Origin of the sequence: Neptuniibacter sp. QD29_5 (assembly GCF_047778125.1) — a bacterium.
GTDB lineage: Bacteria > Pseudomonadota > Gammaproteobacteria > Pseudomonadales > Balneatricaceae > Neptuniibacter.
This window is the reverse complement of sequence record NZ_CP180556.1, coordinates 1,899,781-1,918,653: the sequence shown is the minus strand read 5'-3', so window position 1 is coordinate 1,918,653 and position 18,873 is coordinate 1,899,781. Positions and strand designations below refer to the sequence as shown.

The window sequence follows — 18,873 nt, the reverse complement described above, 5'->3', positions numbered from 1 at the left end:
GTTAATCTATTTAGGGTTTATCTCAATATCTTACGCTCCATATATCTTATATAATGACGCTTTTATGTAAATCATTCACTTCTGATGAACTAAGCATTGGAAGCGCAGGGTAATATATGGAACTTCTCTCACTAAAAACCTTTAAATACGTGGTTGAATTCGGTGGCGTTCAAGCTGCATCGAAAGAGCTTCATACTGTTCAATCCAACGTCACCGCACGCATTAAAAGGTTGGAAGAAGAGATTGGATCGCCCTTGTTTTATCGTAAAGGACGTAAACTTGAGCTAACGCCTACCGGATATACCTTGATGGACTATGCCAACCAATTGCTACAGCTAGAACATCAAGCCAGTATCGCGGTTAAGCAAGTGGGAGAAGCGGCAGGAGAAATTCGGATTGGCTCCATGGAATCCTTTGCTGCGGTACGCATGCCAGGTTTGATTCAATCGTTACGAAAAAAACACCCGCATCTGATTCCTCGTGTACAAACTGAAACCAGTGGTCAGTTGATAGAAGGCGTTTTGAGCCACAAATTAGACTGCGCTTTTGTCGGCGGTCCAGTTCAGCATAAGGATCTTATTTGCCGTCAGGTGTTGAATGAAGAGTTGGTTTTAGTGTCAGCGAAAGGGATCGAAGTCCCAGACTCTTTGATCATGTTTAGGCAGGGTTGTGCTTATCGTGAACGCGCTTTGAATTGGTTACGAGATAATGGCCGTCTAGACACAGAGGTTTTGGATATGGGGACTCAGGAGGGAATTTTGGGCTGCGTAGCTGTAGGGCTGGGGTTTACATTAGTACCTAGAAAAGTTGCAGAAGAATCACGTTATGAAAAAGATCTTAATATGGAGGTATTGGACGATAAATACAGTCAGGTGCCAACTATGATGATTACTCATAAAAACGCGATTGAAATGGCTGGTGTAGATACCTTACTAGAGCTGTTTGATGGTAAACCGCCTGAATGGGAATCAGCTGCTTAAGTTGTTATTTAAGCCAAGGATGGGCTTTGAGATTTTCAACAACATGGTCTAGGAATAAACGGACCTTAGGATTTAAGTTTTTGCGGCTAGGGTAGAGCGCGTGGATACCTACCGTCGGTACTCTATAATCGGTCAACACTTCTTTAATCTCACCAGACTCTATTGCATCAAGGCAGAATGCTTTAGGAAGTCGAGCAATTCCCAAATTACGCTTTAGCATCTCAAGACTGAAACTTAAACTGTTTGCGCGTAAACGAAAGCTGAGTGATACCGGTTTACCTTGATTCCAGTTTTCAAAGGACCATTCATTAGAATTAAGGTGAGTACCAATACACTGATGCTCCTTTAGATCATCGGGTGTTTTCGGTTCACCATATCGTTCTATATAGGCTTGGCTGGCATATAACTTAGAAGAGGCATTAGCGATCTTTCGACCTACTAGGCTCGAGTCATCTAAATTACCCACTCGTAGTGCTAGGTCGATACCTTCTTGGACTAAATCTACGACGCGAGGACTGAGTTCGATATCGATCTGAATGAGTGGGTACTTCTCCATAAAGCTAGAAATCAGGTCATTCATAATGAAAATCCCAATTTCAGGAGGCATGGTAATGCGTAAGCGTCCCTTAGGTTCCCCTTGGGTGGAGGTTACGTGGTTTTCGATATCTTCTAGTTCAGAAAATAGGGGAAGGCAGCGTTCGTAAAAATTCTGACCATCAGCAGTCAGATTTAATTTACGGGTTGTGCGTTGTAGCAACCTTAAGCCTAAGTCATCTTCAAGTTGAGTAATACGACGGCTAATGGTCGATTTTTGTATGCCCAACTTATCTGCAGCAGCGGTAAATCCATTGTGCTCTATTACCTGAATAAACAAACGGACATCGTTAAGATTCATAGATTGCTACAACTACGGAAATATTAAATAAAGTCAGTTTGAAAATTCATTAGGGGATTAAGAACAGCTACCTTGGGTCGTTAGCACAACAGAAGGCGTTGTGGTTTTAACACTCTGGAAGCTCATGTCTGACTTATTAATGGTCATGCTAGTTGTGTCCATACCACCCATAACAGGGTCTTTGGCTGTTCTGGTTAACTTGATCTGCTCATCAGACTGTTCAACCGTAAAACCTGAAACGCCATTTACTACAGCTGAGCCATTTTTAATTACGACTGAATAGATGCAACGGCCTTCGGGGCAGTTACGCGTTTTAGGTGCTTTCATAAACGGAGCAGTGTAACTCGCATGTGTGTAAGAGCACGTGTATTGCTTATCTTCAGCAACAGCAGTTAAAGGCGTTGCGATACTTGCAGTAAAAACAACACCGGCGGCAAGTAGACTAATTTTGGTGTTCATAATCCTTCCCCGTAGTTTCCTTTATTAAGTCTAAGGCAAATTTTCAATCCCTGAAAGTCTAAGTCTTAGTTTAACCTAGATAGCGGTATGCTTATTTTATTAACGCGCCTAATTTATTGAATAATTTATTGGTTATTGATGCCAATAATTTTGAGTGATTATCAATAATGGCATACAAATAGGTCACCAAAGGTTGTGCTTGGAGAGGCTTGGGTAAGCACTCAAGCACGCTCTATATCTTCTGGCTTGATATGACCTTGTTTGGCCCAATTCAGAATGGTTTGCAGTTCTGGGGGTAACCCGAAAGCACAGTTTGGCATGCAGCCTGTAAAATGTGAGTGATCCGTATTATCTACTATCACTCACCATTTAAGGGCTGTTAAAAACCACAGCCACCACTTGGGCAGTCACCACCGCTCATGCATGGGGGGGCTTCAGGGTTTTTAAGCGTTGAACTTTTAACAACCCCTGCGGTTGATAAAAGTATTGTAACTTCCGAGTCTTCAGGGATCTCTTGTGGGTCTAGATTAGCGAGAATACATAGCTCACCCCAAGTTTTAGGGGTTAAAGCCATAGTATGCTTCACTTCAACCACATCGCCTGTCGCTTCAATGCGATAATCGTATGTAGGCATAATTAGTCCAGTTTAGGTTCATGCCAGTTGATGGATTTTAGGAATTTGTGAGCCGGGTAGAATTTACCGTCGCTGCCTTCCTGATCCTTGGAGGATTTGATGTAGGCTTCAGGTAGTTCACCACCTACGTATACATCCAGTTGCTTTTCATTCTGGTAAAAAGCCAATGTTTGGTCAACTTCGTCCTGTGTTTTACACAGCTTAGATAGGTTGCTTGCTTGAACCGCAGCCATATCTTTGTCGGCATCAATACCCATGATGTGGGCCATACCATAAGTAACAACAAGGATGTCTGCTACGGCATCACGAATTTCAGAGGTATCTTTGTTTTCGAGACCTTCAACTAATTCAGCTAGCTCTTCTTTGATTAGGTGTAATTGCTTGCCAGCTTTTTCCCAATTTGGGTTCTCAAGGTTGCCTTGTTCATTACCAAATACAGTGTTTAGGTAAGAAACGTCAGTAAAGTTGCTCATTGTTACTCCAAGAGGAATTCAGTTGTCTTAGTTTGCTTGTTGAGCAAACTGATAAATTTTGTCGATGACAGCACGCAGCCCGTTACCACGAGATGGACTTAGATGGCGATCGAGTTCTAGTTGCTTAAATAAAGCGTCGACATCAAAAGCACAGATCTGATCCGCTGTTTTATGGTTGAAAGCGGTTTCAACCAATACCAGTAATCCACGAATAATACGGGCATCTGAGTCAGTAGCAAAGGTTAACGTACCGTTGAGCTCTTTATTAATGACCAGCCAAGTATTACTTTCGCAGCCTTTAACGAGGTGTTCGTCTGTTTTTAACTGTTGGGGAAGGCCTTTAGCAGATTTCCCAAGCAGCATTATCTCCCTGTAGCGAGCATTCCAGCCTGAGATACCTTTAAGCTTATCGATCAAGGATTCTGGCGATGAGTTTGATTCAACAGCCACAGCCGTAGGGCGAGAAATCGAATCCAGTGTCTGAATAAAATGGTTCACTTCCGCTTCAGTATTATAAAAAGCGAAAGATGCTCGAGTTGTACCCGGTAAGCCCAGCCTTTGCATTAGAGGCATTGCGCAATGATGCCCTGTACGGACTGCTATACCTTGTTGATCTAATAGCAAGCCAATATCTTGCTGGTGTTGGTCGGTAAGGGTGAAAGATACCAAGCTGACACATTCAGATGCTGAGCCAATACGATTGAATCCTTTGATTTGAGAGCAGCCATCAATAGCTGTCTTAAGCAAATGTTGTTCGTGTTTTTCCAGCAATGATCGATCAAAACCAGATAGCCAGTTCAGCGCGGTTGCTAAACCGATGGCGGCACTGATATTCGGTGTGCCTGCTTCAAACTTGAAAGGTAGATCGTTATAGGTCGTTTGATCAAAACTCACGTGTTTGATCATCTCACCCCCACCTTGCCAAGGGGGCATGGTAGATAGAAGTTCTTCCTTGCCGTATAGGACGCCAATACCCGTTGGGGCAAAAACCTTATGCCCAGAAAACAGGTAAAAATCAGCATCGAGATCTTGAAGGTCAACTTGAAGGTGGGGTAGAGCTTGGGCGCCATCGATAAGCACGAGCGCGCCAACCTTATGAGTTAACTCTACAATGCGTTTCACAGGGTTAATCGTGCCCAGCGCATTGGATGCATGAGCTACCGCAACTAAACGAGTTTTGCTGGAAAGTAATTTTTCGAATTGCTCTAAATCTAGCTCGCCATTGTCTAAGAGCGGAATGATTTTTAAAGCAACACCATTTCGCTGAGCAAGCATCTGCCAAGGAACGATATTAGCGTGATGTTCCAGTGTACTTAAGATGATCTCGTCGCCAGCTTTTAACTGCTGTCCCAAGCTGTTGGCAACTAGGTTGATCCCCTCTGTTGTGCCACGTGTCCAGATGATCTCTTTTTCACTACGGGCATTCAGATAGCGAGCAACAGTGCTGCGAGCAGACTCAAAAAGCAGTGTCGCATCAGCACTGAGTGCATGGCTGGCACGGTGAACATTGGCGTTGCTCTGCTGATAATAATCAGAGACAGAATCTATTACACATTGCGGCTTTTGAGTTGTGGCTGCATTGTCTAAATAGATTAAAGAGTTTCCATTAACTTTTCGATCTAAAATGGAAAACTGCTTTCTTATGCCCTGTAATAAAGTCTTAGGATCTCGCATGCTTTGGCTTAGCTATCCTTAGATGCTTCATCTTTATCTGCAGCTTGTTCAGCCCAGTGAGCCAGCTGTTTATTATAGCGCGCACGCCAGCGTGTGTACATCATGGCGCTGGTGAAAAGCGTACCTACAAGTAAGGAATAGCCAATGCCATAGATAGCCGTATTTGGATTAGTCGCAGCTAATACCGCCTGCATAAACAGCAGTAGAAGTACGAAGCAAAGCCATGCGTGTCCACGAGGATTACCTTTAATAATCACCCCTGCAAATGCTAGCAGTGGAGCCATATGGATAAGCCAAATAACCCAAGGTTTTCCGGTTGGGACAGGAATAAGGAAAAGGTGCCAAAGCGTAAACCAACCAAGCAAACCTAGGTAGCTTCCTACACAAAGGATACGCCCTAATTTAGCTTTGCTTTGATAATCGTGATCATCAGGAATATATACTTTCAACTGCTTGTACTCTCGTGGTTTTACTAGGCGTTTAAAATTAAACGTTGTTTGCTAATCGGCGGGCCAGTTCACCCAAGCGCTTACCTTGGGCAATACATAAATTCTTTTCGATTGGGTCTAGCTCATTGCTATTGTCTGGCCCCGCTACATGTGTCGGCCCATAAGGAGTGCCGCCGCTTTTAGTTTTTAATAACTCAGATTCGGAATAGGGTAAGCCAGCAATGACCATACCGTGATGCAGTAAAGGCATCATCATGGTAAGCAAAGTAGTTTCTTGACCACCATGTAAGCTAGAACTGGAGCTAAACACCGCAGCAGGTTTATCAATCAGCGCACCTGACATCCATAAGCTGCTAGTACTATCGATAAAATACTTTAATGGCGATGCCATATTTCCAAAACGAGTCGGGCTCCCTAACGCTAAACCAGCACAGTTGGCTAAATCCTGTTCTGAGCAGTAAAGTGCGCCTTGATCAGGAATAGAAGATTCCGTTGCTTCAGCAACCGTCGAAACTTCAGGTACTGTGCGAAGGCGAGCTTCAATACCAGATTGTTCTACACCGCGGGCAATATGTTTAGCCATCGATTGCGTGGCACCGTGGCGGCTGTAGTAGAGAACGAGGACGTAGGGAGCGCTCATGTTAGATGATTTCCAGAACAGACTCTGGTGGACGACCGATGCGTGCTTGATCGCCTTTGATAACGATAGGGCGTTCGATTAGTTTCGGCACATTGGTCATGATCTCAATGATCTGATCTTCAGAAAGAGACATATCATCTAAGCCGTTTTCTTTGAATTCAGCTTCTTTTTTTCGAAGTAGATCGCGAGCAGAAATACCTAACTGACTTAACACTACTTTCAGCTCATCAGCAGAAGGTGCTTCATCAAGATAATTACGAACTTGTGGCTCTACACCGTTCTCTTCTAATAGTGCTAGAGTCTGGCGAGACTTAGAACAACGCGGGTTGTGATAGATAGTTACTTCACTCATTGTGCTATACCGTACTAAGGGATCAAGGTGAAATGATCCGTTCATTGTGTTGGATTATGCGATATTGTATACGCCTGTGTTGCAGATTTCATGAAGGAACTGCATTTTAGGCCAGTGCTTAGCTGATTATTATGAGGATGGAAATGGCTTCGCTGTTAAATCACCGCGTTACACTGTTTATTCGTTATCTATTTCGACAGTTTTTGCAGAACCAAGGGGTTCTTAATGCGGCGGCATTAACTTATACCACGCTGTTTGCTGTAGTCCCATTGATGACCGTTTCTTACGCGATGTTGGCCGCAGTTCCCTCTTTTCAGGGAGTAGGGCAGGAACTACAAGGGTGGGTGTTTGATAATTTCGTGCCTGCTACTGGTGCCGTAGTACAGGATTACCTCAACGATTTCTCTTCGCAAGCACGTAAACTAACCGCAGTAGGCATCGCATTGCTGGCCATCACATCGATCATGATGATGAAAAATATTGAGGCAGCATTTAACCGTATCTGGCGAGTGAATGAACCGCGTAAAGGGCTATCAAGCTTTTTGCTTTATTGGGCTATTTTGAGCCTGGGACCAATTTTGATCGGTTTAGGCTTAGTTTTAACCTCTTATATCGCAAGTTTGCCGTTTATCAGTGAGGCGACAGAGGCTGTGGGCCGTGCTCGTTTATTGTCAGCATTACCTACGGTCTTATCGGCTACCGCTTTTACCTTGATGTATGTGGCTGTTCCTAACTGTCCAGTACCCTTTAAAAGTGCGCTTTTGGGTGGTATCGGCGTAGCGCTGTTATTTGAAACGGCTAAAAGGGGATTTACCGCTTTTGTTACTCAGTTCCCTTCTTACGAGCTTATTTATGGTGCTTTTGCAGCGGTGCCTCTATTCCTTCTATGGATATTTATTAGTTGGGTCATCATTTTGATGGGGGCTGAGTTAACGCGCTGTATAACAGTTTACCGGCCAAATCAGCGAGTAAATGATCTGCCGCACCTATATTCTGTTGTAGCCGTGTTACATCGATTATGGAGGGCGCAACTACAGGGTGAATCAATTTCTGATCACAAGCTGTTACAAGAGGTTGATACCCTCGATCAAGGGCGTTGGGATAGCTATCTAAAAATCCTATTAGAGGGGGGTATCGTTAAACGCAGTGACCAAGGTGAATATCTCTTAAGTCGGGATTTAGGGTGTTTAACTCTGTATCAACTTAATCAACTACTTCCTTGGCCGACCCCTTTACCGGTAAGCACTACCAGTGTAGTTGAGTGGGAGAGAGTACTTAACGAAAAGTTAGTGAAAACTTCAGAACAGGAGCAGCAGGCTTTTTCTCTGACTTTAGAATCATTGTTTTCTGACAGAGATGAAAACAGTATTAGCACTACAAAACAAATCAACGGTTAAAGATCTTAGGTTTAAAAAAGTGGCAGATTTATCCATTCATGCATTTGTCAGTGGTCGCGTCCAAGGTGTTTGGTTTAGGCAATCGACTAAAGAGAAAGCGATATCTTTAGGTGTTCGTGGTTGGGTTAGAAACCTAAATGACGGTAGGGTAGAGCTAATGGCAACCGGTGAAGAATTGGCCGTGCAGCAATTAGAAGCTTGGTTAAGCCAAGGGCCGGAGCTTGCTAATGTTGCTGAAGTCATTAGTGAAAGGGTTGATAACATTGATGCGCCTCAATCCTTCGAAGTGCGTTAATCGCCTAAACTATCATTAAAGTTTTAACAGTCTTTGGAAGGGACTATGTTTGACAAATTAAAATCTATTGTTGGTTTGGGAAAAGAAAATTCTGCTAAAAAGAGCGCGCTTAAAGCTCAGGCTTCTGACGCAGAATTACAGGAAGTTGAAGAAAAAGAAATAGATGCATCACCGCAAACGATAGAGCATTCCAGAGAATTATCACTCTCCTTTATCAGTAATTTATTGGGTGTAAGGGCTGTAATTACAGAGGAATCAACCAAGCAAGAAGAATTGTTACGAGTTGCTCTAGAGCAAGAATTAAAGAACTTAAATGAAGAATCTATACCTAAGCTTTCTAAGAATGCACTTTTATTGATGAACGCTTTGGTTGATCCAGATTCTCCTCAAGAGAAAATTGTAACAGCTATAAAAGAAGATCCTGCGCTTGCCGGTAAAGTTATTTCCATTGCCAATTCACCTACGTTTATTGGCTCAGACATGGAGATTAAAGACTTGGAGCATGCGCTAAGTATGCTAGGCCAGCAAAGGTTAAAGGATGTTGTTTTATCATCCTTGGTGGCTGATAAATTTGAGATCGATAGCTTTTATTTCGAAGTCTTTGGCAAAGCGTTATGGGGGCATTCTTCTGAGGTGGCCAATAATGCTAAAAAGATATCAGAAGTGATTGGTGGTAATTCAAATCTCGCTTACTTTGTTGGCCTAGTGCATGATATTGGTAAGCTGATTATCTTTAAAAAGCTCATAGAGTTACATGCTGATGGAAAGCAACAGCCACACCCGCAAGTATTTAGTAATTTGTTAGCTGATTACTCACATGCTTTGACTCGACGTGCATGTGAAGTATGGGAGCTACCAGAGGACTGGTACACACCTATCCTTGAGTTTCAGATGGAAACGCAAGGTGATTGTCGACAGCCTGAATCGGTGGCGTTGTTCTTAGCCAATGCTTTTGCAGAATTGAATGCTTTATATAGTGAAGGTGAGATAACTGAGTTTGAGTTGGTATGGCGCCTTCAACAGGCCGGATCAACTGTAGATGATTACAGAAAACTGTATCCAGAAGAAGAAAATTAAAAACAATAAAAACGGGCGTAAAGCCCGTTTTTTATGAAGTTCTAATCTGAAGAATGATCTTAAAGATTGATACGCTCAGCAAGTAGCGGTAATACGCCATCTACTGCAACGTCTTGTTTCTCGTCGTCGCGACGGCCTTTGTATTCCAAAGTGCCCGCTTCGATACCACGAGGAGAGATAACCACGCGGTGCGGGATACCCATAAGATCAGAATCAGCAAACTTAACGCCCGGGCTAGTCTTCTTATCACGATCATCCATGATTACATCGTAACCTGCCTGCTGTAGTTCATTGTACAGCTTGTCAGTTAGCTCGCGTACTTCATCAGACTTATCGTATTGAAGCGGGATTAGTGCAACGTGGAATGGAGCAATCGCTTCTGGCCAGATAATACCGCCGTCATCGTGGTTTTGCTCAATAGCAGCTGCAATTACACGGGTAACACCGATACCGTAACAGCCCATATCCATTACTACAGACTTACCATTTTGATCCAATACTTCTGCGCTTAGGGCTTTTGAGTATTTCTGACCAAGCTGGAAAATATGACCCACTTCGATACCGCGTTTGATGACAAGTGTACCTTCACCACATGGGCTCGGATCACCTTCAACAACGTTACGAAGATCTGCGATTTCTGGTAGATCAACATCGCGATTCCAGTTGATACCAAACAGGTGCTTACCATCGATGTTAGCGCCAGCACTAAAGTCCGATGTTTTAGCAACCGTACGGTCAACAATCACCGGGATATTTAAGCCAACAGGGCCAAGGGAACCTGGACCCGCACCGATTAGATCGTGGATCTGCTCTTCAGTAGCAAATTCTAGTGGTTCAGCCACTTGTGCAAGTTTCTCTGCCTTGATCTCGTTTAACTCGTGATCACCACGAACCAATAGAGCAACAAAATCGGCTTCACACTCTTCAGAAGCTGCAACGATCAATGTTTTAACGGTTTTCTCAATTGGCTGATCAAACTGTTCGACCAATTCATCAATCGTCTTCGCATTAGGCGTATCTACTGTCGTCATCTCAACAGATGGTGCTGCTAGATCGCCTTCAGGAGATAGTGCTTCTGCTAATTCTACGTTTGCTGCGTAATCGCTGACATTAGAGAATGCGATATCATCTTCACCAGAGTCTGCTAACACGTGGAATTCGTGAGAAGTCGCACCACCGATTGAGCCTGTATCCGCAAGTACAGGGCGGAAATCCAAGCCTAGGCGGTTAAAGATATTGGTGTAAGTTTGGTGCATCACATCGTAAGTCTGTTGAAGAGATTCCTGACCCACGTGGAAAGAGTATGCGTCTTTCATTATAAATTCACGTGAACGCATTACGCCAAAGCGAGGGCGAATTTCGTCACGGAACTTAGTTTGAATCTGGTAAAAGTTTGCAGGAAGCTGCTTGTAGCTTTTGATCTCACGACGGATAAGGTCAGTGATTACTTCTTCGTGTGTAGGGCCTACACAGAATTCACGGTTGTGACGATCATTAACGCGCAGTAGCTCAGGACCGTAAAGTTCCCAACGACCAGACTCTTCCCAAAGCTCAGCAGGCTGAATTGCTGGCATTAGGACTTCCATCGCACCTGATTTGTCCATCTCTTCACGAACGATACGCTCTACTTTGCGAAGCGTACGTAGGCCAAGCGGCAACCAGTTATAAAGACCTGAAGCAACTTTACGAATCAGGCCTGCACGAAGCATTAGCTGGTGGCTGATGACTTCTGCATCAGATGGCGTTTCCTTAACGGTGGATATGAGATACTGGCTAGTGCGCATACTTTTACTCAATCAATTTTAAATTCGTTTCAAATCGCCACATTGTAGGTGGCTGTAGTGGTGCTGCCAAGGAAAAAACTACTCAGCAGCTGCATTTTTCAATGTGACTTCCCGTTGTGGGAATGGAATTTCTATATCAGCGGTTTGAAGTGCTTTAAATACAGCTAAATTCACTTGATATTGCACTTCAAAATATCGGTCGGTTGGTACCCAATATCGATAAGCGATATTGATGGAAGAATCTGCAAAAGTTTCGATACCTACTTGTGGTGGAGGTTCTTGAGAGAGTTCATCAAACTGGGCTAATGACTGTTTGATTACTTGAATCGCGACTTCTGGATCTGCGTTATAGCTAATACCAACAGAGGCTTCGACAACTTTATTAGCGAAAGAATTGGTGATCACTTCCCCGACGATGTGCTTGTTTGGAATTGTAATGATCTCGCCGTCTTCTGTGGCGAGTAGGGTATGTGCGAGTTTAATCTCTGTTACTACACCGGAAATGTCGTTAATAGTAATCGTATTGCCGACGACAAAAGGGCGGGTCAATATAATGGTGAAACCTGCACCATAATTGGAGAACACGCCTTGTAAGGCTAGACCAGCACTTAGAGAAACTGCACCGATCGCTGCCACAAATGGCGCAACGCTGATACCAAATTTACCTAAACAAATCACCAGTACCATAGCTATGATTAGCAGCTTTACGGTACTGGCAATAAATAAACTTAGGGTAATGTCTACGCTATTTTTTTCACATAGCTTAAGAGCGAACTTACCTATTGATCGAGCGACAATCAGGCCGATCAGAAATATGATGATCGCGCCGATTACCTGAAAACTGTAATTGACGAAAAAATCTATGACCAAATTTGTTAAACGAGTTATGGTTTCTAGCTCGTTTTGAATCTCTTGCTCCATCAATAGGCCTCTTAACTAATTCGTTTCAGGCCGTCATCCTTTCAGAATCTTCGATAAAAGCAAAGAGTTCAGGCAGTTCTTTTTCACTGAATACAGGGATGCCGTTACGCATTAATTCAGCTGCAGCTACACCTGAACCTTCAACCAGGTTGCCGGAAAAATTGCCGTCATAGATACGCTTATTGCCACAAGACGGGCTTTTGGCCTTCATAAGCGCGCAAGCGACCCCTTCGCGTTTGGCTATTTCTAAGGTTCTTTCAGCACCAGATAAGAATTCAGGCGTAACGTCATTGCCATCTTGTGTGGTGATCAGAATAGGGAATTTACACTGAGTTTCAGCTGGTGGACGTGGTGTGCTTAAACCACCTGCGACTTCAGGGCAGATAGGGACAAAGCGGCCTTCCTTGTGCCAACGCTGCAATGTTGGGTGGTCAATTAAGTGATGGCCGCCATCATAGCGTACGCGATCACCTAGCATGCAGGCGCTAATTAAGATCTTCTTCATGGTAGTCCATTTTTGTTGTTATTTTTTTGCTGGCACATTCTACTCATGGGTAGAAGGATCGCAATCGACCAAAGTCTACAATTTGATCAAATCTATTGATGCGGGTCAGTAAAATTAGGAAGGAGTGATGTACGAGTAGGGTGAAGGTAACGCCAGCGGATGCTGGCGTCATGAAAGAGAAAATTATGCTTCTTTCTTATCAACCATAAAGGTTGCTGTACCAGTAGCAACAACTTTATCGCCTACAGTTACGTCTGTTTTACATTTTACGCGGCGGCGACGTGTATCAATCTCTTCAACTGTTAGTGTAGCTTTCGCTGTGTCACCAATAAATACAGGTGCACGGAACTTGATCTGCTGATCAACATAAATAGCACCCGGCCCAGGAAGTTTAGTACCTGCAACAGTAGAGATTAGCGCAGCACTAAACATGCCGTGGACAATACGCTTTTCAAATGGTGTTGTTTTAGCGTAATCATCGTTGATGTGAACTGGGTTAGTATCACCGGAAATACCCGCAAACATGCACACGTCTGCATCAGTAATGGTTTTGGCAAAGCTATCGCTCATACCTACTTCTAAATCTTCTAGGTAGTAACCGTGTAGTTCCTGCATGGGGATGTTCCTTTAAATAGAATATGCAATCTGCGCATCATAACCAAAAGAAACCGCCTCTGCCTATGTATAAAATCAGTTAGTAACAATTCGTAAGAATTAATTATCTCGGTAAATTTTGTCTGTGAATTAGGGATGCCGCATGAAACTGTCAACTTGCAATGAATTGCTGTATCTTACAGACCAAATTTTTCTAATGGATTTGAGACCCGTTTAGCCATGATTATCAAACCAAAAATTCGCGGTTTTATTTGTACTACTACTCACCCAACTGGCTGTGCAGCTAATGTGCGTGAGCAAATCGAATACACTCAGAAGAAGGGCGCTATTGAAAATGGCCCTAAGCGTGTTCTAGTAATTGGTGCATCCAGTGGCTACGGTCTATCTTCCCGTATCGCAGCAGCATTTGGTTCGGGCGCAGCGACAATTGGTGTGTTTTTCGAAAAGCCAGGTACTGAGCGTAAAACAGGTACTGCAGGCTGGTATAACTCTGCAGCATTTGATGCAGAAGCTAAGGCGGCTGGTCTTTACTCTAAAAGCTTGAATGGCGATGCTTTCTCTCACGAAGCCAAAGAGAAAACGATTGCGCTAATTAAGGAAGAGATGAAGCAGGTTGATCTAGTTGTTTACTCTCTAGCTTCTCCTGTCCGTAAAATGCCAGATTCTGGTGAAGTTATCCGTTCTTGCCTTAAACCTATTGGTGAGCCGTACAAATCCACAGCGATTGACACTAATAAAGATGTCATCATCAATGCTGAGGTTGAGCCGGCTACTGAAGAAGAGATCGCAGCTACTGTAACGGTAATGGGCGGTGAAGATTGGGAACTATGGATGGATGCGCTTTCTGAAGCAGGCGTACTAGCTGATGGCTGTAAATCTGTAGCGTACTCTTACATCGGTTCAGATATTACTTGGCCAATCTACTGGGATGGTGCATTAGGTAAAGCTAAGCAGGATCTTGATCGTGCTGCTAAAGTAATCGATAGCAAGCTCAACGCAACAGGCGGTCAAGCGAACATTGGTGTGTTGAAATCTGTTGTAACTCAGGCAAGTTCTGCAATCCCAGTTATGCCTCTATATTTGGCAATGTGCTTTAAGGTAATGCGAGAACAGAACCTACACGAAGGTTGCATGGAGCAGGTTCAGCGTCTATTTGATACAGGCCTATACGGCGATACCGCTGAAATGGACGATGCGAACCGTTTCCGTATGGATGACTGGGAGCTTAAAGACGAAGTTCAGAATGCGTGCCGCGAGATCTGGCCTCAAGTGACTTCTGAGAACCTTTTCGATCTTACAGATTACCAGCTTTATAAAGATGAGTTCTTAAAACTATTTGGTTTTGGCATCGACTCCGTAGATTACGAAGCAGATGTCAGCCCTGTAGCTGAATTTGATGTAAGCGATATCTAATCGTTTATACATAACAGGAAGTCAATTGGCTTCCTGTTTGCTTTATACCTTGCCTCAATTGAGCATACTTTAAAAGATTGCTTAATTCTTAAAATCTAAAAGTTCTACATCAAATATAAGCACGGAGCCAGGTGTAATCACGCCTGCAGACCCATTCCCATAAGCCAGATTTGATGGAATGTAGAAACGGTATTTGTCGCCCGTTGCCATCAATTGTAATCCCTCTGTCCAGCCCTTAATAACTTGATTGAGACCAAACTCAATAGGCTCTCCACGATCGACTGAGCTATCAAACACTGTGCCGTCTATCAAAGTGCCGTGATAATGAACTTTAACTGTGGATGTGGCACTGGGGTGGGATGTACCATCAGCCTTTTCGATAACCTTAAACTGTAAGCCAGAGATTGTCTGGGTGACGTGCGGATCGTTTATGTTTTCAGCTAAAAACTCTTCGCCAGCTTTTTTGTTGGCTTCTGCGAGTTTTAAATTATTTTGGCGACTAGTGTAGAGAAATAAAACGATGGCCAATATTAAAAGCGGTAGTACATATTCCATAAAGGCTGTGCTCTTGAAGATGAGAAAAGTTCAATCTATAGCACAGACCATTAACTGACAAGAAAGTGTTTATGTATCTGCTACAGCAATGCTTGTAATTGCTCTTTCTCTTCGGTGCTATAGTTCTGCAGTAGAGACAGCGTTTTAGGGGGTAATCTATCGGTTTCTTTGGTTATCTGTGCAAGGTTGAAATATAGATAGTCGTGCATCCACTGCTGATAACTCTGTAACCAGTCACACATGAGTTCTTCTGTAGAGGTTTCGTCTGCAGTAAAGCCCGCCTGTAAATCTTCTTCGGTGTATAGGTAGCCCAGTTTTAGATCATGATAAGTAGGGTTGTCTTTACAAAAATAATCGACAGAAACTCGATCAGAAAGCGCATTGTGCAATATGTAACTAATACGGCTGACGGATAATGGGCCGGCGTTTAGCGAGTTAATATGCTCGGTTACTTGATGCGAAAAGGACTCAATAGTGAAATCGCTATATAGCACTGCAGCCATAATCTGGTCGATTCTAAAGACAGCGACGATCTCTTTTTTGAGTAGCTTAAGATAGCACGCTTTCTGATTGGCTGGCAGGAATTGATCCAACATGTCTAAGTAAAATTGATCGATGCTGGAAATGCTCGGAGCCTCTTCGAGTGCCTTCATATGCTTTTGAATCTGCTCATGAACAGGGATCTGTTCTAGTGCGTTTAGGCGCTTTGGTGTATGTGTAACAGCGTACATGACCGGCTCCGAGGTTCTTTTCTAATATTCAATGCACAGCAAACCTAATGCCAGAATGTATAAACGATTTATAATCAGTAGGTTGGCTGGTTGAAAAATGACCGAAGGTGCGGTGGGTGGGTAGATAGTTGCCGTTATTAACACCTAGTGGCATGTGAGGGGCAAAAAATAACCGAGCCATTTGAGGTTGTTGTTACCATCGTCAAAAACCGTCTAAATAGCAGCGGTTTTGTTTGTTTGATTGTCTAAAAAATTGGTATATTTCGTATCTAACTTCCAGCTTATCAAGGAAAATGTATTGGACCTTAAACGAAAAGTCCCGTTGCATTTGGATGCAGCAATACTGCTTGCGATTGTTTTCGTGTGTTCATTAGGCTTCAACCTTTTTCAGATGTACCAAGTTGTAGAGTTGAATAAAGAGACAAGCCAACAGGGTTTTCAGGCCATGCTTGATCAAATGAATTTGGAGGAAGCTTTGAAAAGGGTGAAGGTCTTAGAGCAGAGTTGTGAACTTGAGGCTGATGATTCTTAACAAGCTGGATCTATAGATAATAAAAAGGACGCAATTGCGTCCTTTTTATTTTTGTGAGGCTAGGGTGATGGGATCACTCGCTTAGCAAATTCACAGAATCTTTATCGATGTCGTAATCGTAATAAGCCATACCTAGTTTGTTTAGGTAATCCATTCGATCAGCGCTTTTTAGATCAATTTCTGGTGCTTCTAGGCCGCACTCTTCATAGATGCCGGCTAGATGTGCCAAATAAGCTTCGCCTTCTTTTACCATTAATAGACTCGCTGCGCCTACATCAGTTTTTACTCGGCTGTTTAGATCATCTGAAAGCATCACTTCAAAAACAACAGCTTCTTCATCGCCTTCGATACGTACGGAGCGGTTTCTAACAGTTTGTTCAGCCCAAAAGTAAGCTAACTCTTTGCTTTGTGTTAGGAATACAGGCTCGATGGTTTCGGTATAGTTATTTCCGATTGTAGCCATTGTTTGTTTAGCAGCTTGTTTAAGCGCCTTGTCGCCAGAACGATTTAATCCCTGATCTTTGATTGATTCGACCAGCGCGGAAGATGTGCCATGGTACCAGGTGTTACTAGTGGCAAAACCCTGTTCGGTTAACAGTTCTTTAGCGTCTTTAAGAAAAGTAGGTGTAGTCATAATCTAAATCACTTAATCAGTTTGCAGTTGAAAGCAGTAGGGGATTCTATCCTAAAACTTAAATTGAATCCTTTGTAACTTTCTAAGTATTTATAGCAGGTATAAAAAAGGCGACACCTTAAAAAGGGGCCGCCTTTCTATGCAAGGTAGATGCCCTAGCAAGCTAGAGCATGCGCCTTAGCTAGTATTGCTTAGTTAAACTGGTTAGACGTGTTTTTCGCGCCGCCAGCTTTTAGAGCGTTCTCACCAGCAAAGTATTCTTTGTGGTCGTCGCCGATGTCAGAACCAGACATGTTTTGGTGCTTAACACATGCGATAGTCTGACGGATTTCTTTACGCTGTACGCCTTCAACATAACCAAGCATAGCCTTCTCACCGAAGTATTCTTTAGCCAAGTTATCAACAGACAGTGCAGTCGTGTGGTAAGTAGGCAGAGTGATTAGGTGGTGGAATACGTTTGCTTCGCGAGCAGTATCAGCCTGGAACGTTTGAACGCGAGCGTCAGCAGCGTCAGACAGTTCAGAACCGTCGTAATCAGCAGACATTAGGTTGTCGCGGTCGTAACCAGAAACGTCTTTACCTTCAGCAGCCCATGCATCGTAAGTTTGCTGACGGAAGTTTAGAGTCCAGTTGAAAGATGGAGAGTTGTTGTAAACTAGTTTCGCATTTGGGTGAACCTTGCGAACGTCGTCCATCATGCCTTTGATTTCGTGAACTGTTGGTACAGCAGTCTCGATCCAAAGAAGGTCAGCACCAGCATTGATAGCTTCGATACAATCGAATACGCAACGCTCGTGGCCAGTACCTGCGCGGAACTGGTATAGACCAGAAGGTAGACGCTTAGGACGAACTAGCTTGCCGTTACGGCTGATTAGTACGTCGCCTTCAGCAGTATCTTCTGGAGCAACTTCTTCAACGTCTAGGTAAGAGTTGTAAACGTCGCCTTGATCGCCTGGTTCTTTAACTACAGCGATTTCTTTAGTTAGGCCAGCACCTTCAGAGTCAGTACGAGCAACGATAACACCGTCGTCAACACCTAGCTCAAGGAAAGCGTAACGTAGAGCACGTAGTTTAGCGTGGAAGTCAGCGTGAGGAACAGTTACTTTACCGTCCTGGTGACCACACTGCTTCTCGTCAGCAACCTGGTTTTCGATCTGTAGGCAGCATGCACCTGCTTCGATCATCTGCTTAGCCATTAGGTAAGTCGCTTCAGCGTTACCGAAACCAGCATCGATGTCAGCAACGATTGGCACTACGTGAGTTTCGTGGTTGTCGATCTGAGACTGGATGTCAGCTTCTAGAGCAGCGTCACCAGCTTCGCGTGCTTTGTCTAGTGCACGGAATAGACCGCCTAGTTCACGAGCGTCAGCTTGACGAAGGAATGTGTAAAGTTCGTTAACAAGAGAAGCTACAGAAGTTTTCTCGTGCATAGACTGGTCTGGTAGAGGACCGAAGTCAGAACGTAGAGCAGCAACCATCCAACCAGATAGGTATAGGTAACGACGCTCAGTAGAACCGAAGTGCTTCTTGATAGAGATCAGCTTCTGCTGACCAACAAAACCGTGCCAGCAGCCTAGAGACTGAGTGTACTTAGTTTTGTCTTTGTCGAACTCAGCCATGTCGCGACGCATGATACCAGCAGTGTACTTAGCGATATCTAGGCCAGTTTTGAATTTGTTCTGAGCGCGCATGCGTGCAGCAGATTCTGGGTTGATTGCATCCCAAGGGCTACCAGCTTCAGCTTTAAGACCTGCAATGCTTTCGATGTCTTTGTTCAGTGATGACATGGTCATTCCTTCTATATTAGTTGCTAGCCAGTTTTCGGCTAACTCTTAAAAGTTTCGCAATCGATTCTAGT

22 protein-coding genes are annotated in these 18,873 nt (G+C 43.7%); 6 read left to right on the top strand and 16 right to left on the bottom strand.

Annotated elements, in window-relative coordinates:
* Nucleotides 1-116 precede the first annotated feature (116 nt).
* Nucleotides 117-980, top strand: coding sequence for a LysR substrate-binding domain-containing protein (locus ACMXYR_RS08985; protein ID WP_415901292.1), 864 nt, complete (start codon nucleotides 117-119; stop codon nucleotides 978-980).
* A gap of 4 nt (nucleotides 981-984) precedes the next feature.
* Here ACMXYR_RS08985 and ACMXYR_RS08980 read toward each other — a convergent pair whose 3' ends face one another.
* The 8 genes from ACMXYR_RS08980 to arsC all read right to left on the bottom strand — a co-directional run bounded on the left by ACMXYR_RS08980 (nucleotide 985) and on the right by arsC (nucleotide 6,556).
* Nucleotides 985-1,875 (bottom strand): LysR family transcriptional regulator, encoded by an 891-nt coding sequence (locus ACMXYR_RS08980; RefSeq protein ID WP_415901291.1) that lies wholly within the window; start codon nucleotides 1,873-1,875, stop codon nucleotides 985-987.
* A 57-nt stretch (nucleotides 1,876-1,932) separates the two neighbouring features.
* Complete coding sequence (locus ACMXYR_RS08975) at nucleotides 1,933-2,334, bottom strand: hypothetical protein (RefSeq protein ID WP_415901290.1); 402 nt, start codon at nucleotides 2,332-2,334, stop codon at nucleotides 1,933-1,935.
* Between the two features lie 379 nt (nucleotides 2,335-2,713).
* Complete coding sequence (locus ACMXYR_RS08970; protein ID WP_415901289.1) at nucleotides 2,714-2,968, bottom strand: zinc ribbon domain-containing protein; 255 nt, start codon at nucleotides 2,966-2,968, stop codon at nucleotides 2,714-2,716.
* A gap of 2 nt (nucleotides 2,969-2,970) precedes the next feature.
* Nucleotides 2,971-3,441: a nucleoside triphosphate pyrophosphohydrolase family protein gene (locus tag ACMXYR_RS08965; RefSeq protein WP_415881443.1), complete on the bottom strand. Its 471-nt coding sequence runs from the start codon at nucleotides 3,439-3,441 to the stop codon at nucleotides 2,971-2,973.
* Between the two features lie 27 nt (nucleotides 3,442-3,468).
* Nucleotides 3,469-5,115 carry a SufS family cysteine desulfurase gene (locus tag ACMXYR_RS08960; RefSeq protein WP_415901288.1) on the bottom strand — a complete coding sequence of 549 codons (1,647 nt, stop codon included), beginning with the start codon at nucleotides 5,113-5,115 and terminating at the stop codon, nucleotides 3,469-3,471.
* Nucleotides 5,116-5,123: 8 nt separating this feature from the next.
* A complete protein-coding gene (locus ACMXYR_RS08955; RefSeq protein WP_415901287.1) occupies nucleotides 5,124-5,564 on the bottom strand; it encodes a DUF2069 domain-containing protein in 441 nt (146 codons plus the stop codon).
* Between the two features lie 37 nt (nucleotides 5,565-5,601).
* Entirely contained in the window at nucleotides 5,602-6,204 is a 603-nt protein-coding gene (wrbA, locus tag ACMXYR_RS08950) for an NAD(P)H:quinone oxidoreductase (protein ID WP_415901286.1), read from the bottom strand.
* Between the two features lies 1 nt (nucleotide 6,205).
* Nucleotides 6,206-6,556, bottom strand: coding sequence for an arsenate reductase (glutaredoxin) (gene arsC, locus ACMXYR_RS08945; RefSeq protein ID WP_415901285.1), 351 nt, complete (start codon nucleotides 6,554-6,556; stop codon nucleotides 6,206-6,208).
* 143 nt (nucleotides 6,557-6,699) lie between these two features.
* Between arsC and ACMXYR_RS08940 the strand changes: the two genes are divergently transcribed.
* From ACMXYR_RS08940 to ACMXYR_RS08930, 3 genes are read left to right on the top strand one after another with little or no spacing between them, the layout of a single operon-like run.
* Nucleotides 6,700-7,953: a YihY family inner membrane protein gene (locus tag ACMXYR_RS08940; RefSeq protein WP_415901284.1), complete on the top strand. Its 1,254-nt coding sequence runs from the start codon at nucleotides 6,700-6,702 to the stop codon at nucleotides 7,951-7,953.
* 19 nt (nucleotides 7,954-7,972) lie between these two features.
* Entirely contained in the window at nucleotides 7,973-8,248 is a 276-nt protein-coding gene (locus ACMXYR_RS08935; RefSeq protein ID WP_415901283.1) for an acylphosphatase, read from the top strand.
* Between the two features lie 45 nt (nucleotides 8,249-8,293).
* Nucleotides 8,294-9,325, top strand: a complete 1,032-nt coding sequence (locus tag ACMXYR_RS08930) for an HDOD domain-containing protein (protein WP_415901282.1) — start codon at nucleotides 8,294-8,296, stop codon at nucleotides 9,323-9,325.
* A 59-nt stretch (nucleotides 9,326-9,384) separates the two neighbouring features.
* On the opposite strand, the gene ACMXYR_RS08925 is transcribed toward ACMXYR_RS08930, so the two are convergent.
* The 4 genes from ACMXYR_RS08925 to ACMXYR_RS08910 form a co-directional block, all read right to left on the bottom strand.
* Nucleotides 9,385-11,109 (bottom strand): proline--tRNA ligase, encoded by a 1,725-nt coding sequence (locus ACMXYR_RS08925; RefSeq protein WP_415901281.1) that lies wholly within the window; start codon nucleotides 11,107-11,109, stop codon nucleotides 9,385-9,387.
* Nucleotides 11,110-11,187: 78 nt separating this feature from the next.
* Nucleotides 11,188-12,030, bottom strand: coding sequence for a mechanosensitive ion channel family protein (locus ACMXYR_RS08920; RefSeq protein ID WP_415901280.1), 843 nt, complete (start codon nucleotides 12,028-12,030; stop codon nucleotides 11,188-11,190).
* Between the two features lie 25 nt (nucleotides 12,031-12,055).
* Nucleotides 12,056-12,535, bottom strand: a complete 480-nt coding sequence (locus ACMXYR_RS08915) for a DUF523 domain-containing protein (protein ID WP_415881433.1) — start codon at nucleotides 12,533-12,535, stop codon at nucleotides 12,056-12,058.
* Between the two features lie 183 nt (nucleotides 12,536-12,718).
* A complete protein-coding gene (locus tag ACMXYR_RS08910) occupies nucleotides 12,719-13,150 on the bottom strand; it encodes a MaoC family dehydratase (RefSeq protein ID WP_415881432.1) in 432 nt (143 codons plus the stop codon).
* Nucleotides 13,151-13,369: 219 nt separating this feature from the next.
* Between ACMXYR_RS08910 and fabV the strand changes: the two genes are divergently transcribed.
* Nucleotides 13,370-14,563, top strand: coding sequence for an enoyl-ACP reductase FabV (fabV, locus tag ACMXYR_RS08905; protein WP_415901279.1), 1,194 nt, complete (start codon nucleotides 13,370-13,372; stop codon nucleotides 14,561-14,563).
* An 81-nt stretch (nucleotides 14,564-14,644) separates the two neighbouring features.
* On the opposite strand, the gene ACMXYR_RS08900 is transcribed toward fabV, so the two are convergent.
* Together ACMXYR_RS08900 and ACMXYR_RS08895 are read right to left on the bottom strand one after the other, a co-directional pair.
* On the bottom strand, nucleotides 14,645-15,118 hold the full coding sequence (locus tag ACMXYR_RS08900) for an FKBP-type peptidyl-prolyl cis-trans isomerase (RefSeq protein WP_415901278.1): 474 nt from the start codon (nucleotides 15,116-15,118) through the stop codon (nucleotides 14,645-14,647).
* Between the two features lie 80 nt (nucleotides 15,119-15,198).
* The gene (locus ACMXYR_RS08895) at nucleotides 15,199-15,849 is read right to left on the bottom strand and encodes a hypothetical protein (protein WP_415901277.1); all 651 of its coding nucleotides are present in this window, start codon (nucleotides 15,847-15,849) and stop codon (nucleotides 15,199-15,201) included.
* Between the two features lie 298 nt (nucleotides 15,850-16,147).
* On the opposite strand from ACMXYR_RS08895, the gene ACMXYR_RS08890 reads away from it, so the two are divergent.
* Nucleotides 16,148-16,381 carry a hypothetical protein gene (locus ACMXYR_RS08890; protein WP_415901276.1) on the top strand — a complete coding sequence of 78 codons (234 nt, stop codon included), beginning with the start codon at nucleotides 16,148-16,150 and terminating at the stop codon, nucleotides 16,379-16,381.
* A gap of 73 nt (nucleotides 16,382-16,454) precedes the next feature.
* On the opposite strand, the gene ACMXYR_RS08885 is transcribed toward ACMXYR_RS08890, so the two are convergent.
* Both ACMXYR_RS08885 and ACMXYR_RS08880 read right to left on the bottom strand, forming a co-directional pair.
* The gene (locus ACMXYR_RS08885) at nucleotides 16,455-17,015 is read right to left on the bottom strand and encodes a hypothetical protein (RefSeq protein WP_415901275.1); all 561 of its coding nucleotides are present in this window, start codon (nucleotides 17,013-17,015) and stop codon (nucleotides 16,455-16,457) included.
* 191 nt (nucleotides 17,016-17,206) lie between these two features.
* Nucleotides 17,207-18,802 carry an isocitrate lyase gene (locus ACMXYR_RS08880; RefSeq protein WP_415881425.1) on the bottom strand — a complete coding sequence of 532 codons (1,596 nt, stop codon included), beginning with the start codon at nucleotides 18,800-18,802 and terminating at the stop codon, nucleotides 17,207-17,209.
* Nucleotides 18,803-18,873 lie beyond the last annotated feature (71 nt).

Excerpts from the sequence above, each read along its gene's own strand:
- fabV (WP_415901279.1), top strand. The coding sequence starts at position 13,370 with ATGATTATCAAACCAAAAATTCGCGGTTTTATTTGTACTACTACTCAC.
- ACMXYR_RS08980 (WP_415901291.1), bottom strand. The coding sequence starts at position 1,875 with ATGAATCTTAACGATGTCCGTTTGTTTATTCAGGTAATAGAGCACAAT.
- wrbA (WP_415901286.1), bottom strand. The coding sequence starts at position 6,204 with ATGAGCGCTCCCTACGTCCTCGTTCTCTACTACAGCCGCCACGGTGCC.
- ACMXYR_RS08910 (WP_415881432.1), bottom strand. The coding sequence starts at position 13,150 with ATGCAGGAACTACACGGTTACTACCTAGAAGATTTAGAAGTAGGTATG.
- ACMXYR_RS08970 (WP_415901289.1), bottom strand. The coding sequence starts at position 2,968 with ATGCCTACATACGATTATCGCATTGAAGCGACAGGCGATGTGGTTGAA.
- ACMXYR_RS08895 (WP_415901277.1), bottom strand. The coding sequence starts at position 15,849 with ATGTACGCTGTTACACATACACCAAAGCGCCTAAACGCACTAGAACAG.
- arsC (WP_415901285.1), bottom strand. The coding sequence starts at position 6,556 with ATGAGTGAAGTAACTATCTATCACAACCCGCGTTGTTCTAAGTCTCGC.
- ACMXYR_RS08900 (WP_415901278.1), bottom strand. The coding sequence starts at position 15,118 with ATGGAATATGTACTACCGCTTTTAATATTGGCCATCGTTTTATTTCTC.
- ACMXYR_RS08965 (WP_415881443.1), bottom strand. The coding sequence starts at position 3,441 with ATGAGCAACTTTACTGACGTTTCTTACCTAAACACTGTATTTGGTAAT.
- ACMXYR_RS08920 (WP_415901280.1), bottom strand. The coding sequence starts at position 12,030 with ATGGAGCAAGAGATTCAAAACGAGCTAGAAACCATAACTCGTTTAACA.
- ACMXYR_RS08915 (WP_415881433.1), bottom strand. The coding sequence starts at position 12,535 with ATGAAGAAGATCTTAATTAGCGCCTGCATGCTAGGTGATCGCGTACGC.
- ACMXYR_RS08880 (WP_415881425.1), bottom strand. The coding sequence starts at position 18,802 with ATGTCATCACTGAACAAAGACATCGAAAGCATTGCAGGTCTTAAAGCT.
- ACMXYR_RS08940 (WP_415901284.1), top strand. The coding sequence starts at position 6,700 with ATGGCTTCGCTGTTAAATCACCGCGTTACACTGTTTATTCGTTATCTA.
- ACMXYR_RS08985 (WP_415901292.1), top strand. The coding sequence starts at position 117 with ATGGAACTTCTCTCACTAAAAACCTTTAAATACGTGGTTGAATTCGGT.
- ACMXYR_RS08960 (WP_415901288.1), bottom strand. The coding sequence starts at position 5,115 with ATGCGAGATCCTAAGACTTTATTACAGGGCATAAGAAAGCAGTTTTCC.
- ACMXYR_RS08975 (WP_415901290.1), bottom strand. The coding sequence starts at position 2,334 with ATGAACACCAAAATTAGTCTACTTGCCGCCGGTGTTGTTTTTACTGCA.
- ACMXYR_RS08930 (WP_415901282.1), top strand. The coding sequence starts at position 8,294 with ATGTTTGACAAATTAAAATCTATTGTTGGTTTGGGAAAAGAAAATTCT.
- ACMXYR_RS08925 (WP_415901281.1), bottom strand. The coding sequence starts at position 11,109 with ATGCGCACTAGCCAGTATCTCATATCCACCGTTAAGGAAACGCCATCT.
- ACMXYR_RS08885 (WP_415901275.1), bottom strand. The coding sequence starts at position 17,015 with ATGACTACACCTACTTTTCTTAAAGACGCTAAAGAACTGTTAACCGAA.